Origin of the sequence: Massilia sp. PWRC2 (genome assembly GCF_049896725.1) — a bacterium.
Taxonomy (GTDB): Bacteria; Pseudomonadota; Gammaproteobacteria; order Burkholderiales; family Burkholderiaceae_D; genus JAFCUW01.
In genome coordinates, this window is the sequence record NZ_JAFCUW010000001.1 from 581,418 (window position 1) to 596,487 (window position 15,070).

Sequence of the window (15,070 nt, forward strand, 5' to 3'; positions counted from 1 at the left end):
AAACTGACGATGGGGAGGAGATCAGGATGGCGTTGCAACCGGCCGCTGGGCAGCGGCCGGCTTGAAGCTGTGGTGCAAGCTGTAGTGCAAGCTGCAACTTACATGGCCGTCTTGGCGTCCTTGGCCGCCTTGCCCGCTTCAGTGCTGCCGCCGGCCGAACTGTGGTCGTTCGCTTCGCCCGTTACCGGTGGCTTGGCCTTGCTGGTGCGGGTTTTGGCAGGGCGCGTCTTGCCGGCCGGGCGGGCGACGGCGTTCGGCGAGGTAGCGTCGTTCGCTTCGCCGACCATCGGCGGCACCACGCCGGGATTGATATTGCCGGTGGCGTTTTTGATTTTCGGCGTGCCGGTGCTGGCGGCGTTGGCCGAGGTGTGGTCGTTCGCTTCACCGACCGGGGTCGGTTTGGTCTGGGCCTGGGCGCCAACCATGGCGGCGGCGGCAATGGCGATCAAGCCCTGGGCGAGGATGGATGTACGCATGTGATTCTCCTGAAATGGGTGGGGACCGGATGGCCGGATGTGAACTCTGCGGTCAGTGTAACGATGACAACACAAAAGCTGCGCGCGATTGCGCGCCGCGCCGACGGGCTAGGTCGAACGCGCGCCTCACCAACTGCATCGCCTTGGTACAATAGGTTTCATACTTTATTCACACCTTTGCGATCCGCGCCCATGAACCAACTCGAACAGCTCAAGCAATTTACTACCGTGGTTGCCGACACCGGCGACTTTCAGTCGATCAAAGCGTACTCGCCGAGTGATGCCACCACCAATCCCTCGCTGATCTTGAAGGCCGTGCAAAAAGCCGAATACCGGCCCCTGCTCGAACAGGCCGTGCGCGACAATCCGACCCTGGCCACGGGCGATGTCATCGACCGCCTGCTGGTGGCCTTCGGCATCGAAATCCTCAAGCTGGTGCCGGGCCGCGTTTCTACTGAAATCGATGCACGCCTGTCGTTCGACTGCGACGCCAGTGTCGCCAAGGGCCGCGAGCTGATCGCCCTGTACGAAGCGGCCGGCTATGGCCGCGACCGCGTCCTGATTAAAATCGCCTCGACCTGGGAAGGCATCCGCGCCGCCGAGATCCTCGAGCGCGAAGGCATCCACTGCAATCTGACCCTGCTGTTCTCGCTGCCGCAGGCGATCGCCTGCGCCGAAGCGAAGGTCCAGCTGATCTCGCCGTTCGTCGGCCGCATCTATGACTGGTACAAGAAATCGACCGCCATCGACTACATCGGCGCCGAAGACCCGGGCGTGCAATCGGTCAAGCGTATCTACCAGTACTACCGCAAATTCGGTTACAAGACCGAGGTGATGGGCGCGAGCTTTCGGAATACCTCGCAAATCATCGAACTGGCCGGCTGCGACCTGCTCACCATCGCCCCCGACCTGCTGCAAAAGCTGGCCGACAGCGATGCCCCGCTGACGCGCAAACTGGGCAGTGAAGCAACCGGCGGCATCATCGACAAGGTCGCCCTCGACGAAAAAACTTTCCGCTTCATGATGAATGAAGACGCCATGGCGACTGAAAAGCTGGCCGAAGGCATCCGCGCATTTTGCGCCGATTCCGGCAAACTCAAGCAGATGATTGCCGCTATGCGCTGAGCGCCGCTGGCACTGAGCGAGGCACCGGCAGGCAGCACGCCCGGTCCCTGGTGCTGCTGACCGTCAGGCGCGCAAGCAGGCCAGATGGGTATCGACAATCTCGCCGCCCAGCTTGACCAGATCAAACGCCTGCTGATCGAGCAGCCAGGCGCGCAGCAAGCCGTCGAGAATGGCCCACAGCCCCAGCGCCACCGCGACCGGATCGACACCGGGCTTGACCTGGCCGCTGGCAATGCCGTCGCGGATGGCCGCCTCCGTGCGCGCCATCCACATTTCCTGATTGTATTTACGACGCTCGCGCACGGTATTCATTTCATCGATGAATTCCATCTTCAGGGTGGCGATTTCAAACACCCGGCGCGCCTGCGGATCGTCGACGGTGATGCGAAACACTGCCAGGATATGTTCGCGCAGCGCTTCGAGCGGCGCCTGCGGATGGCGCTCTTCGAGCAGCTGGCGAGCCGCTTCGAGCGGCGTCTTGACGCGCTCCATCAGGGCATTGAACATCGCCCCCTTGTCGAGAAAATGCCAGTAAATCGCACCGCGCGTCACCCCCGCAGCCGTTGCGATATGCTGCAGCGTTGTCCCGGACACGCCCTGCCTGACAAACAGCTGCTCGGCGGCGTCCAGAATGCTGTCACGCGTTGCCAGCGCGTCTTCCTTGGTCCTGCGTACCATCTGCTGCTCCCGTTACCAGAATTTCTCACACCAAACATTAAACATACACTCGTGATAGTATATCCCGAAATTCGATCACCGTCAGCGGCGCCACCCGGGAAACCCGGTCGTGGCGCCGCGTTCACAAAGGAAATGCCCGCAATGCGCACTGCCAACCCTCTCCGTTTGTCCAAGACCCGGCTCACCGCCGTCAGCCTTGCCGTATTGCTCGCCCTGGCTGCCTGCGGCAAAAAAGACGATCCTGCAGCAGCTGCCGGCGCCAGCCGGCCGCCGCCACAGGTGGGCGTCATCACCACCAAATTCGAGCCGGTAGCCCTGCAAACTGAATTGCCAGGCCGGGTCGAGCCGGTGCGGGTGGCGCAGGTGCGGGCCCGCGTCAATGGCGTGGTGCTCAAGCGACTGTTTACCGAAGGCAGCGAAGTCAAGGCGGGCCAGGTGCTGTTTCAGATCGACGCCGCGCCCTACGAAGCAGCGCTGGCCAGCGCCCGCGCCAACCTGATCAAGTCGCAGGCGGTGCTCAACCAGGCCGCTGCCCAGGCCGAGCGCTACAAGCCGCTGGTCGAAGCGAACGCCGTCAGTAAACAAGAGTATGTGAATGTCGTCGCCGCCCAGAAAACCGCCGAAGCCGATGTCGCCGCCCAAAAAGCCGCGGTACAAACAGCCCAGCTGACCACCGGCTACGCCAGCGTGACGGCGCCCATTGCCGGCCGCATCGGCCGCGCCCTGGTCACCGAAGGCGCGCTGGTGAGCGCCACCGAGGCGACCCAGCTGGCGCTGATCCAGCAAACCAGCACGGTCTACCTGAACATCACCCAGTCGGCCTCCGACCTGCAAAAGCTGCGCCGCGATGCCGGTGCGCGCGCTGCCGGCGGCATCCCCGTCACCGTCATCCTCGACGATGGCAGTGAGCTCGGCCGCAAGGGCAAGCTGCTGTTTTCCGACGTCACCGTCGACCCCACCTCGGGCCAGGTCGGCCTGCGCGCCGAAGTGCCGAACCCCGACAACGCCCTGCTGCCGGGCCAGTATGTGCGTGCGCGCCTGTCGCAGGCATCGCTGCCAGCGGCCATGCTGGTGCCGCAGCAGGCGGTCACCCGCGGCAGCAATGGCGACAGCGTCATCGTGGTCGGCGCCGACAACAAGCCGGCCCCCCGTCCGGTCAAGATCGGCACCCAGCAGGGCACCCGCTGGATCGTGCTCGAAGGCCTCAAGGAAGGCGAAAAAGTGGTCGTCGACGGCTTTCAAAAGATGATGGTGCCCGGCGCGCCCGTCACGCCGGTGGCGTGGTCGCCCCTCGCCGCGGCCCCGGCAACAGCTGCCGCCGGCGCTGCCGCCACCCCGGCTCCAGCCACGGCTGCCAAATAAACAGAACAGGAATTCTTCATGGCTCGCTTTTTTATTGATCGCCCCGTTTTTGCGTGGGTGATCGCTTTGTTCATCATGGTGATGGGTGCCGTTTCCATCACCCAGCTGCCGATCGCGCAGTATCCCAGCGTGGCGCCGCCGTCGATCGTCGTCACCACCGCCTATCCGGGCGCCTCGGCGCAAACCCTGGAAGACTCTGTCATCAGCGTGATCGAACGCGAAATGAACGGCTCTCCCGGGCTTATTTACATGGAATCGATCAGCCAGGCCAACGGCACGGGTACCATCACGCTGTCGTTCGAGACCGGTACCAATCCCGACCTGGCCCAGGTCGACGTGCAAAACCGCCTCGGCCGCGCCACCCCGCGCCTGCCGCAGGCGGTGGTGCAGCAGGGTGTGCGGGTCGACAAATCGCGCTCGAACTTCCTGCTGTTTACCATTTTGTCGTCGGACGATCCGAAGTGGGACCCGATCGCGCTGGGTGACTACGCCTCGCGCACGGTGTTGCCGGAAATCCAGCGCATCAAGGGCGTCGGTCAAGCCCAGCTGTTCGGTACCGAAAAAGCCATGCGTATCTGGATCGATCCGGCCAAGCTGGTCGGCTTTAATCTGTCGACGGCCGATGTCAACAACGCCATCCGCCTGCAAAACGCCCAGGTGTCGTCGGGCAGTATTGGCGACTTGCCCCTGCAGGCGGGCCAGACCATTTCCGCCACCGTGGTGGTGACGGGCCAGTTGAGTACGGTCGAACAGTTCGGCAATATCGTGCTGCGCGCCAATGAGGACGGCTCCACCGTGCGCCTCAAGGACGTCGCCCGCATCGAAATCGGCGGCCAGAGCTACGGCACCTCGGCACGCTTGAATGGCAAGCCATCGACCGGTATCGGGGTGCAGCTGGCGCCGTCCGGCAATGCGCTCGAGACGGCCAAGCTGGTGCGTGCGCGCATGATCGAGCTGTCCAAGTACTTCCCGCCTGGCATGAAATACGCGATTCCCTTCGACAGCTCGGCGTTCGTCGACATCTCCATCAAGCAAGTGGTGGAAACCCTGATCGAAGCGGTGCTGCTGGTGTTTGTGGTGATGTACCTGTTCCTGCAAAATTTCCGCTATACGCTCATTCCCACCATCGTCGTGCCGGTCGCCCTGCTCGGTTCGCTCGCGACGCTGCTTGCACTGGGCTTTTCCATCAACGTACTGACCATGTTCGGCATGGTGCTGGTGATTGGTATCGTCGTCGATGATGCCATCGTGGTGGTGGAAAACGTCGAACGCATCATGAGCGAAGAAGGCTTGCCGCCCCTCGAAGCGACGCGCAAGGCGATGGGCCAGATTTCCGGCGCCATCATCGGCGTGACCGTGGTGCTGATGTCGGTATTCGTGCCGCTGGCCTTCTTTGCCGGCGCCGTCGGTAATATTTATCGGCAGTTTTCCGCCGTGATGGTATCGGCGATTTTCTTTTCCGCCTTCATGGCGCTGTCGCTGACCCCGGCCCTGTGCGCACACTTTTTGCAGCCGGTGGAAAAAGGCCATACCCATGCCAAAAAAGGCTTTTTTGGCTGGTTCAACCGCGGCTTTACCAGGACGGCCAAGAACTATGAAGGCTTTGTGGCCAAGACGCTGCGCCACACCGGTCGTGCAATGGTGGTGTTTGCCGTCGTCATCGCCATCGTCGGCCTGATTTTCGTGCGCCTGCCCTCGTCCTTCCTGCCCAACGAAGACCAGGGCTACATCATCGCCAACGTCCAGCTGCCAGCCGGCGCCACCCTCGAGCGCACCTCGCAGGTGATGCGCGAAGCCGAAGGGTTTATTCTCAAGCAGCCGGAAGTGGCCAGCATGGTGAGCGTGCTCGGCTTTAACTTTTCTGGCCAGGGCCAGAACGTCGCCCTTGCCTTCATCCCCTTAAAGGACTGGAAAGAGCGGGGCAAGGGTCACGGCGCCGCCGACATCGCCGGCCGCATCACCGGCGCCCTGTCGACCCAGCGCGATTCCTTCGTGTTCGCCCTGTCGCCGCCGCCGATTCCCGAACTGGGCACCGGTACCGGCTTCTCGTTCCGCCTGCAAGACCGTGGCGGCAACGGTCCCGCCGCGCTGCTGGCGGCGCGTAACCAGATGCTGGGCATGGCGTCGAAAAACCCCGTGCTGGCCGGCGTCCGGCCGGAAGGTCTGGAAGCGGCGCCGCAGGTGCAGCTCGACATCGACCGCGACAAGGCAAATGCGCTGGGGGTCAGTTTCGATGCCATCAACACCGCCCTGTCGACTTCGCTTGGCTCGTCCTACATCAATGACTTCCCCAACAACGGCCGCCTGCAGCGCGTGGTGGTCCAGGCCGAAGCGACTTCACGCATGCAGCCGGAGGATCTGTTGCGGCTGAATGCCCTGAACGCCAAGGGCCAGCAGGTGCCGCTGTCGGCTTTTGCCAGCACCCGCTGGATCACCGGCCCGATGCAAACGGTGCGCTACAACGGTTATTCGACCATGCGCATCTCGGGCGACGCCGCCGCCGGTTATTCGACGGGCCAGGCACTGCTGGAAATGGAAAAGATGGCCGGGCAATTGCCCGCTGGCTTCGGCTTTGAATGGACCGGCCAGTCGCGCGAAGAAAAACTGTCGGGCTCGACCGTGTTCGTGCTGCTCGGCTTCGCCCTGCTGGCGGTGTTCCTGGCGCTCGCCGCCCTGTACGAGAGCTGGTCGATTCCCGTCGCCGTGCTGCTGGTGGTGCCGTTCGGCGTGCTCGGCGCGCTGCTCGCCGCCAGTGCCCGTGGCTTGCCCAACGATGTGTATTTCAAGGTGGGCCTGATCACCATCATTGGCCTGGGGGCGAAAAACGCCGTGCTGATCATCGAGTTCGCCAAGGAGTTGCAGGAACAGGGCATGTCGGCGGTCGACGCCGCCGTCGCCGCCTGCCACCTGCGCTTCCGCCCGATCCTGATGACCTCGCTGGCCTTCATTCTCGGCGTGCTGCCGCTGGTGATCGCTTCCGGTGCCGGCTCGGCCAGCCAGCGTGCCATCGGTACCGGCGTGATGGGCGGCATGATCACCGCCACCGCGCTGGGCGTGTTTTTCGTCCCGGTGTTCTTTGTTTTGGTACGTAAATTATTTGGTGGCAAGGACCATCCCCACCCGGCGACCCCGCCGGTGGCTGGCCCGGCGACCGTTGTAGAGGAAAAAGTATGATGAATATTCACTCCGTCGGGGTTGCGCGCACCCCGCGCACCCTCCCCTTGGCGCTGGCCGTGGCGCTGGCGCTGTCGGGCTGCGCATCGATGGCACCGACGTACCAGCGGCCGGCAGCGCCGGTGGCGGCCGCGTTTCCCGACGCTGGCGCCAGCAGCGCAAATAGCGCCAGCGGCGCCGCGGCCCAGATCGGCTGGCAAAATTTCTTCGCCGACACCCGTCTGAACCAGTTAATCAATCTGTCGCTGGTAAATAACCGCGACTTGCGCGTGGCTATTCTGAACATCGAGCAGGCGCGCGCGGCGTACCAGATCCGCCGCGCCGATGCCTTGCCAACCGTGAACCTGGCCGCCAGCGGCAGCCGCACGCCGGGCGCCAACGACAGCATCGTCAGCGTCTACCAGGTGGGCCTGGGGGTGTCGGCCTTTGAGCTCGACCTGTTCGGCCGCGTGCGCAGCCTGTCCGACGTCGCCCTGGCGCAATTTTTGGCGACCCAGGAAGCGAAAAGCAGCGCCCAGATCAGCCTGATTTCATCGGTGGCCAACACCTATCTGTCGCTGCTGGCCGACGACGAACTGCTGGAACTGACGCGCCAGACGCTGGCCGGGCGCGAAGAATCGCTGCGCCTGATCCAATTAAAGTATGACAACGGCGTGCTCTCCAAGCTCGATCTGCAGCAGGGCGTCTCGCTGGTGGAAACGGCGCGCGTGGTGCTGGCGCAGCAGTTGCGTCAGCGGGCCCAGGACGCCAACCTGCTGGTGCAACTGGTGGGGCAGCCGTTACCGGCCACCCTGCCGGCCTCGCGCACGCTGGCGCAGACCGAACTGGCAGAACTGCCGGCCGGCCTGCCGTCCGATCTGCTGGCCACGCGGCCCGACATCCGCGCCGCCGAGCAGCAACTGATTGCCGCCAACGCCAATATCGGCGCCGCCCGTGCCAATTTCTTCCCGCGCATTGCGCTCACCGCCAGCGCTGGCAGCGCCAGTGGCGAGCTGTCCGGCCTGTTCAAGGGTGGCTCGTTCGGCTGGACCTTTGCGCCGCAGGCGATCCTGCCGATTTTCGATTACGGCCGCAACAAGGCCACGCTGGCCAGCGCGCGCGTCGGCAACGACATCGCGGTGGCCAATTACGACAAGGCCATCCAGGTGGCCTTCCGCGAAGTGGCGGACGGTCTGGCCGGCCAGGCCACCTACGCCGAGCAGTTGCGCGCCCAGCGCGGCGTGGCGACGGCCGAGGCCGACCGTTTTAATCTGTCGGACTTGCGTTACAAGTCGGGCGCCAGCTCTTACCTCGAACTGCTCGACGCCCAGCGCGCACTGTTCGATGCGCAGCGCGCGGCGATCCAGGCCAATCTGCTGCGGCTGCAAAACCAGGTGACGCTGTACCGCGTGCTGGGCGGTGGCTGGAGTACCACCGCGCAGCCGACGGCGCAGCGCTGAAGCCGCGCTGAAGCCATTCAGTCAGGCACACGACGGACAGGCACCTTGCGGTGCCGGTCCCCTTTCATGCCCGCAAAAACATTTGCTGCAAATCGTTCAAAAAGCGCAGCCCCAGTTCGGTAGGGCGGATGATGGTATGGTCGCGGTACAGCAGACCCTTCGCTTCAGCAGCATTGAGCGGCGCCTCGATGGCGTTCAGGCCCATGCCGGTGCGCTCGCCGAACAGGTTCGGTGAAAAACCTTCGGTCAGCCGCATGGTGTTGAGCGCAAATTCAAACCCCATGTCGGCGCGGGTGATCTCGAATTCTTCCTGTACCGGCTGACCGGCGCGCGCCGCTGCCATGTACGATTCGGGCTGCTTGAACCTGGCCTGGCGGATGATCCGGTGCGGGAACGACAGCTTCGAGTGGGCGCCGGCGCCGATGCCGAGGTAGTCGCCAAACTGCCAGTAATTGAGGTTGTGGCGCGCGCGCCGGCCCGGCAGGGCAAACGCCGACACTTCGTAGTGCTCGTAGCCGGCAGCGCCCATGGTGGCGGCGATCATGTCCTGCATGTCGGCGCTGGCGTCGTCGTCGGGCAGCACCGGCGGGTACTTGGCGAACACCGTGTTCGGCTCCATCGTCAGGTGGTACAGCGACAGGTGCGGCGGCGCATACGACAGCGCGGTGGCCAGATCGAGCTCGGCCTGCTGCATGGTCTGGGTCGGCAGCGCGTACATCACATCGAGATTGAAATTGTCGAAATTGGCAGCGGCGATGTCGACCGCCCTTCTCGCTTCGCCATCGTCGTGGATGCGCCCGAGCGCCTTTAAATGGTCGGCATTGAAGCTCTGGATGCCAATCGACAGGCGGTTGACGCCACTGGCGCGATAGGCGCGGAATTTCTCCGCCTCGAAGGTGCCGGGATTGGCTTCCATGGTGATTTCGGCATCGATCTCCAGCGGCAGCAGGGTGCGCACCATCGACAATAACTGATCGAGACCGCCAGCCGACATCAGGCTGGGGGTGCCGCCGCCGATGAATACCGTGTAAATCTTGCGGCCCCAGATCAGCGGCAGCGATTGTTCGAGGTCGAGCCGCAGGGCGTCGAGGTAGGCCTGTTCGGGCAGCGCGCCCTTCGCTTCGTGCGAATTAAAATCGCAATACGGGCACTTGCGCACGCACCAGGGAAAGTGGATGTAGAGCGCCAGCGGTGGCAGCGCGGCCAGCTGCAGCGCCCCCGGTTGCAAATAATGGAGGGCGCCGGCAGCGGCCGAATCGCCGGCCAGGGCGGCATCGAACACGGCGGCCGCCGCCACCGGTTTGGCGCCCACCAGCTTGATGGGAATCATGCTGCCGCCAGCTTGGCCACCAGCGCGCGCAGCGCCTGGCCGCGGTGCGAGACGGCGTTTTTTTCGAGCGGCGTCAGTTCAGCGGCCGATTTGCCCAGCGTCGCCAGCCAGAAATGGGGATCGTAGCCAAAACCATGTTCGCCGCGCGCGCTGGCGCTGATGGTGCCGCGCCAGACGCCGTCGGCAATCACCGGTTGCGGATCGTCGGCATGGCGCACGTACACCAGCACGCAATAGTAGTACGCCGATTTGTCGGTGTGGACGGCGAGGTCGGCGACCAGCTTGGCGCTGTTGCTGGCGTCCGACTTCGGCTCGCCCGCGTAACGGGCCGACCACACGCCGGGGGCGCCGCCGAGCGCATTGACGCACACACCGGAGTCGTCCGCCAGCGCCGGCAAACCGGTCAGGCGCGCGGCATGGCGTGCCTTGGCCAGGGCATTTTCGACAAAGGTGAAGAACGGTTCTTCCGCTTCGGGCACGCCGAACTGGTCCTGCGGATGCAATTGAAAGCCGAGCGGCGCGAGGATCTGGCCGAACTCCCTGAGTTTGCCGGCGTTGTTGGAGGCGAGGACGAGAGCTTGGGTCATGGCGGCGCAGAAGAAGGAGAGAAACGGTATTTTACCGCCTCGGCGCCGCCACCATCAGAGACCGAGCGCGCGCTTTTGCAAGGCGATCAGCTGCGCCACCCCGCCCTCGGCCAGATCGAGCAGGCGGTTCATGACGGTACGGTCGAAAGCCGCGCCTTCAGCGGTGCCCTGCACTTCGATGAAGTGGCCGGCCGCGGTCATTACCACGTTCATGTCGGTGTCGCAGCCGGAGTCTTCGATGTAGTCGAGGTCGAGCAGCGGTACGCCGCGCACCACGCCGACCGAAATGGCGGCCACAAAGCTTTTCAGGGGAATCGCTTCGATGGCGCCGCGCACCTGCAATTGGCTAAACGCGTCGTAGGCAGCGACCATGGCGCCGGTGATCGAAGCGCAGCGGGTGCCGCCGTCAGCCTGGATGACGTCGCAGTCGAGGTGCAGGGTGCGTTCGCCAAAACCGTTCAGGTCAAACGCGGCGCGCAGCGAGCGGCCGATCAGGCGCTGGATTTCCTGGGTGCGGCCCGACTGCTTGCCGCGCGCCGCTTCGCGGTCCATGCGCGTGTGGGTGGACCGCGGCAGCATGCCGTATTCGGCCGTCAGCCAGCCCTGCCCCTTGCCCTTCAAAAAGCCCGGCACCTTTTCTTCGATGCTGGCGGTGCAAATCACCTTGGTGTCGCCGCACTCGATCAGCACCGATCCTTCGGCGTGCTTGGTGTAGTGGCGGGTGAGCAGGATCGGACGCAACTGGTCATTGGTGCGCCCGCTAGTGCGTGCTACTTCGGTCATGGGGATTCCTGGGTGATGGGTGGAACAAAAAAGGCACGAAAAAAACTAAACGGTTTATTTTAATACCTGGTTGGAGCGTTCGATGGCGCCACGAATTTCGGCAATCGCCTTTTCGATTTCATCGTCATTAAACGCATCGATTTCATCGCTGCCTTCGAGTTCGGCGCTGGCGGCGATGGTGGTGCTCACCAGGTTATCAGGCAGCATTTCGGTGGAGATGACGACGCCGGCGTCGGAGATGCCGGCATCGGCCAGGCTGCCCTGCCACATGATGGCCAGCGCGGTGGTGTTGTCGCCCTTCGGACCGGCGACGGTGACGGCCATGTCGATCAGTTCGGGAATCGCCCGCACGATGGTCTGGGTGGCCAGCCGGTGGGTGATTTCCTCATCCGGCAAGGTGCCCCACAGGCCGTCCGAACAGAGCAGCACGACATCGCCCGGCAGCAGGCTGACCTGGCGGCTCACTTCGATGCGCGGCAGGCTGGCCGCACCGACGCAGTTGTACAGCTTGTTGCGGTCGGGGTGGGTGGTGCGCTCGGCCGCCGTCGCCAGGCCGCGGTCGATCATGTGCTCGATGTGCGAATGGTCGCGCGTGCGACCGAGGATGGCGCCATGGCGCATCCAGTACAGGCGCGAATCGCCACAATGGGCCCACACCGCCGTGTTGTGCTGGATCAGGCAGGCGACCACGGTGGTGCGCGGCGTTTCTGGCAAGCCATTGTCCTTGGCATACTGGTGGATTTCGTGGTGGGCGGCCAGGAAGGCGTCTTCGAGGAAGCGCTCGGGCTTTTTGACGTAGGGCGTGGCGTGTTGCTGGAACAGGTTGGACATGCTCTGCAACATGATGCCGGCGGCGACTTCGCCGCGCACGTGGCCGCCCATGCCGTCGGCCAGCACCAGCAGCAGGGCATCGCGGGTGAAGCTGTAACCCATGCGGTCCTGGTTGATCTTGCGCCCGCCGATGTGGCTCTCTTGGTAGACTGAAAATTGCATGTGGGCTCCGTGATCAGTTGGGGTCGACGCGCTCGGCCGGGGTGTCGGCGGCGCTGGCCTTGCGGCCGAACAGGCCGACTTTGCCAGCGAAGGCGCGCAACTGGTCGCCCAGGCCGGCCACTGGCACGGCGGTCGGCGCCGTCACCACCGGCATCTGCAGCACCTTTTGCACGGCGAACACGCTTTGCGGGCGCGCCAGCGGATCCATTTCCAGGCACGAGCGCACCATGTTGACCAGGTCGTCGGAATAGATGCCGTTGAGCTTGTCGAAGCGCACCGCCATCTGGTCGTTCTGCTTGCGCTGGTCGGCCGGCTGCGGTGGCGACCCGGCCATGCAGGCGAACAGCGACGCGCCGATGCTGTAGATGTCCGACCACGGCCCCAGCGCCGACAGCCTGGAATACAGGTCGGGCGGGGCGAAGCCGGGGGTGTACATGGGGGTGAGCTTGGGAACGTCGGCGTTGATGGTCTGGCGGGCGGCGCCAAAGTCGAGCAGCAGCGGGCTGCCATCGGTGCGCAAATAAATGTTTGCCGGCTTTAAGTCGAGGTGCAACAGCTTGTTGGCATGCACTTCGCGCAAGCCGCTGCAGGCGCTGGCGAATACCTGGCGGATAAACGTTTCGCTGATGCGGCTGCCCTTGGCGTTGTAGCGCGCAATGTGTTCCTGCAGCGAGTTGCCGGACTCGTAAGCCATGACCATGTAGACGGTCTCGTTGGCGCGGAAAAAATTGAGCACCCGCACCACGTTGGGGTGGGCGATCAGGGCCAGCGCGCGGCCTTCTTCGAAAAAGCACTTGAGGCCGATGCGAAACACGGGCAAATTCGCCTTGGCAATCACGGGCACGAGCTCGCCCGCCTGCCGCAGCGCCAGGGCGCTGGGCAGGTATTCCTTGATGGCCACGGTGTTGCCATCCGGGTCATAAGCCAGGTAAACAATACTGAACCCACCGGACGCAATTTTCTTTACAATGCGATATCCAGCAATTTCCAGCCCATCGGGCAGCGGGGCGTTGTTTTGTGCAGCCATCTCAGCTCCCTTGCGAAACACATCGATTGTGTGGATAAATCACTGCTTTGTAAAGAAAAGTTAAATTCCGGGGACTCCATTGAGCATTTCTAGCATGACAGGTTACGCCGTCGCGACCAGTGAAGGCGCTGCGGGCACGTTGACGATTGAAATCAAAAGTGTCAATTCGCGGTTTCTCGACCTGCAGTTTCGCATCAACGATGAGTTGCGCGCGCTCGAACCGGACCTGCGCGCCGCCATCATGGCTGCCATCACCCGCGGCAAGGTCGAAGCGCGCCTGTCGTTCGGCCGCAAGACGGCCGGCGCCTCGCAGGCGCTGAACCAGACGCTGCTGGTCGAACTGGCGCGCCTGCAGGCTGAAGTGAGCAAGCACTTTGTGTCGGCGCCCTTGATGACGGTGGCCGAACTGTTACGCTGGCCCGGTGTGATCGAGGAAGCAACAGTGGGCCAGGAGTCGCTGCAGCTCGACGTCGCCACGCTGACGGCGCGCACCGTCGCCGCCTTTGTCGACAGCCGCCGCCGCGAAGGCGCCGCCCTGCAAGCGGTGCTCGAATCGCGCATCGATGCGATGGACATCATCGTCAAGCGCATTTCGCCGCTGATTCCCCAGGTGATCGCCCAGTTCCAGCAAAAAGCGGTCGAGCGCATGCAGGATGCGCTGGGGCTGGCCGGTCACGGCACGCCATCGACGCTGACGCGCCAGGAAGCGTTCGAGCGGATCCGCCAGGAAGTGACGTTGTATGGCATCCGCATCGATGTCTCGGAAGAACTCTCGCGCCTGGCTGCCCACCTCAATGAAACGCGCCACATCCTCAAAAAGGGTGGCCAGGTGGGCAAACGGCTCGACTTCATGATGCAGGAACTCAATCGCGAAGCCAATACCTTGGGCGCCAAGGCGTCGGTGAAAGAACTGGCGGACGCTTCGATGGAACTCAAACTGCTGATCGAGCAGATGCGCGAGCAGGTACAAAACCTCGAGTAAGGGATGAACGAAACGGCAGACGGGCCGGCGGACAATGCGTCCGCCACCGTTGGCCGCCGCACTATCGACTATCGCACTACGGCACCAGCTGCCCCTCCCCGCCCGACCGTCTTATAAGGACTCCCCATGCACTCATCCACCTCCTTTGCCGGCAGCCTGTTCATCGTCGCCGCCCCGTCCGGCGCCGGCAAGTCGACCCTGGTCAATGCCCTGCTCAAGCAGGAGCCGGCGATCCGCTTGTCGATCTCGACCACCACGCGGCAGCCGCGCCCGGGCGAAGAACATGGCCGTGAATACCACTTCACCAACGCCGACGATTTTATCGCGCGCGCCGACGCGGGCGAATTTCTCGAGTGGGCCGAAGTGCACGGCAATTACTATGGGACGTCGCGCGTGCTGGTCGAACAGGTGATGAAAGCAGGCACCGACGTGTTGCTGGAAATTGACTGGCAGGGCGCGCGCCAGGTGCGCAAGCAGTTTCCCAGCGCAGTCGGGATTTTTATCGTGCCACCCTCGATTGCGGCGCTGGAACAGCGCCTCTACAAGCGCGGCCAGGACGAACCGCACGTGATTACCAAGCGCCTGCTGGCCGCTGGCGGCGAGATCGCTCACGCCCCGGACTTCGACTATGTTATTATCAACGAAGAGTTCAATGTCGCGTTGTCGGAGATGAGCGCGATTGTCAAAGCGACACGAGCGCGGTTTCCCCAACAAGCCGCACGCAACGCCGCGTTGTTTGCCCAACTGGGCATCCATCCGTTGCAGCCTTAACCGGCCTGAAGGTCGTCCGCCTAACGTCGTCAGCCTTCACGTCGCATCTGCCCTGGCCGGCCTCACCCACACACCCTGGAGTAATCATGGCACGTATTACCATTGAAGATTGTCTGAAGAGTATCCCTAACCGTTTTCAGCTGACCCTGGCCGCCACCTACCGCGCCCGCCAGCTGTTGCAAGGCCATACCCCAAAGGTCGATGCCAAGGACAAGCCAACCGTGGTAGCGCTGCGTGAAATCGCCGCCGGCAAGGTCGGCATCGAGATGCTCAAAAAAGTCCCAATGTAATCAGCCGCTGCCGGTGAGTCGTCCTGCGATGTGTCAAGCGCCGTTCTGGTATT

General features: G+C 63.5%; 14 protein-coding genes. 7 read left to right on the forward strand and 7 right to left on the reverse strand.

From position 1 onward, the window contains the following. Positions 1-98: 98 nt before the first annotated feature. Entirely contained in the window at positions 99-476 is a 378-nt protein-coding gene (locus ACP7BZ_RS02575; protein WP_426110078.1) for a hypothetical protein, read from the reverse strand. A gap of 192 nt (positions 477-668) precedes the next feature. Here ACP7BZ_RS02575 and tal point away from each other — a divergent pair, with 192 nt between their 5' ends. Then, on the forward strand, positions 669-1,601 hold the full coding sequence (gene tal, locus ACP7BZ_RS02580) for a transaldolase (RefSeq protein WP_426110079.1): 933 nt from the start codon (positions 669-671) through the stop codon (positions 1,599-1,601). A 63-nt stretch (positions 1,602-1,664) separates the two neighbouring features. On the opposite strand, the gene ACP7BZ_RS02585 is transcribed toward tal, so the two are convergent. Beyond that, positions 1,665-2,279, reverse strand: a complete 615-nt coding sequence (locus ACP7BZ_RS02585) for a TetR family transcriptional regulator (protein ID WP_426110080.1) — start codon at positions 2,277-2,279, stop codon at positions 1,665-1,667. A gap of 132 nt (positions 2,280-2,411) precedes the next feature. On the opposite strand from ACP7BZ_RS02585, the gene ACP7BZ_RS02590 reads away from it, so the two are divergent. From ACP7BZ_RS02590 to ACP7BZ_RS02600, 3 genes are read left to right on the forward strand one after another with little or no spacing between them, the layout of a single operon-like run. Beyond that, complete coding sequence (locus tag ACP7BZ_RS02590; protein ID WP_426110081.1) at positions 2,412-3,641, forward strand: efflux RND transporter periplasmic adaptor subunit; 1,230 nt, start codon at positions 2,412-2,414, stop codon at positions 3,639-3,641. An 18-nt stretch (positions 3,642-3,659) separates the two neighbouring features. Beyond that, positions 3,660-6,815 carry an efflux RND transporter permease subunit gene (locus tag ACP7BZ_RS02595; RefSeq protein WP_426110082.1) on the forward strand — a complete coding sequence of 1,052 codons (3,156 nt, stop codon included), beginning with the start codon at positions 3,660-3,662 and terminating at the stop codon, positions 6,813-6,815. Next, positions 6,815-8,254, forward strand: a complete 1,440-nt coding sequence (locus tag ACP7BZ_RS02600) for an efflux transporter outer membrane subunit (protein WP_426110083.1) — start codon at positions 6,815-6,817, stop codon at positions 8,252-8,254. The genes ACP7BZ_RS02595 and ACP7BZ_RS02600 overlap by 1 nt, the downstream gene beginning before the upstream one ends. Before the next feature lie 64 nt (positions 8,255-8,318). Here the strand turns inward: ACP7BZ_RS02600 and hemW are convergent, their stop codons facing one another. The 5 genes from hemW to ACP7BZ_RS02625 are packed head-to-tail and all read right to left on the reverse strand — an operon-like array spanning position 8,319 to position 12,974. Further along, positions 8,319-9,584, reverse strand: a complete 1,266-nt coding sequence (hemW, locus tag ACP7BZ_RS02605; RefSeq protein WP_426110084.1) for a radical SAM family heme chaperone HemW — start codon at positions 9,582-9,584, stop codon at positions 8,319-8,321. After that, entirely contained in the window at positions 9,581-10,171 is a 591-nt protein-coding gene (rdgB, locus tag ACP7BZ_RS02610; protein ID WP_426110085.1) for an RdgB/HAM1 family non-canonical purine NTP pyrophosphatase, read from the reverse strand. Before rdgB ends, hemW begins: the two co-directional genes overlap by 4 nt. Before the next feature lie 54 nt (positions 10,172-10,225). Then, positions 10,226-10,954 carry a ribonuclease PH gene (gene rph / locus ACP7BZ_RS02615; protein WP_426110086.1) on the reverse strand — a complete coding sequence of 243 codons (729 nt, stop codon included), beginning with the start codon at positions 10,952-10,954 and terminating at the stop codon, positions 10,226-10,228. A gap of 54 nt (positions 10,955-11,008) precedes the next feature. Further along, positions 11,009-11,947 (reverse strand): PP2C family protein-serine/threonine phosphatase, encoded by a 939-nt coding sequence (locus tag ACP7BZ_RS02620; RefSeq protein WP_426110087.1) that lies wholly within the window; start codon positions 11,945-11,947, stop codon positions 11,009-11,011. A gap of 13 nt (positions 11,948-11,960) precedes the next feature. Then, positions 11,961-12,974 (reverse strand): serine/threonine protein kinase, encoded by a 1,014-nt coding sequence (locus ACP7BZ_RS02625; RefSeq protein ID WP_426110088.1) that lies wholly within the window; start codon positions 12,972-12,974, stop codon positions 11,961-11,963. 94 nt (positions 12,975-13,068) lie between these two features. Here ACP7BZ_RS02625 and ACP7BZ_RS02630 point away from each other — a divergent pair, with 94 nt between their 5' ends. From ACP7BZ_RS02630 to rpoZ, 3 genes are all read left to right on the forward strand, one after another. Further along, complete coding sequence (locus ACP7BZ_RS02630; protein ID WP_426110518.1) at positions 13,069-13,956, forward strand: YicC/YloC family endoribonuclease; 888 nt, start codon at positions 13,069-13,071, stop codon at positions 13,954-13,956. A gap of 126 nt (positions 13,957-14,082) precedes the next feature. Beyond that, entirely contained in the window at positions 14,083-14,727 is a 645-nt protein-coding gene (gmk, locus tag ACP7BZ_RS02635; protein ID WP_426110089.1) for a guanylate kinase, read from the forward strand. Positions 14,728-14,813: 86 nt separating this feature from the next. Beyond that, complete coding sequence (gene rpoZ / locus ACP7BZ_RS02640; RefSeq protein ID WP_295997292.1) at positions 14,814-15,017, forward strand: DNA-directed RNA polymerase subunit omega; 204 nt, start codon at positions 14,814-14,816, stop codon at positions 15,015-15,017. The last annotated feature ends 53 nt before the right edge of the window (positions 15,018-15,070 follow it).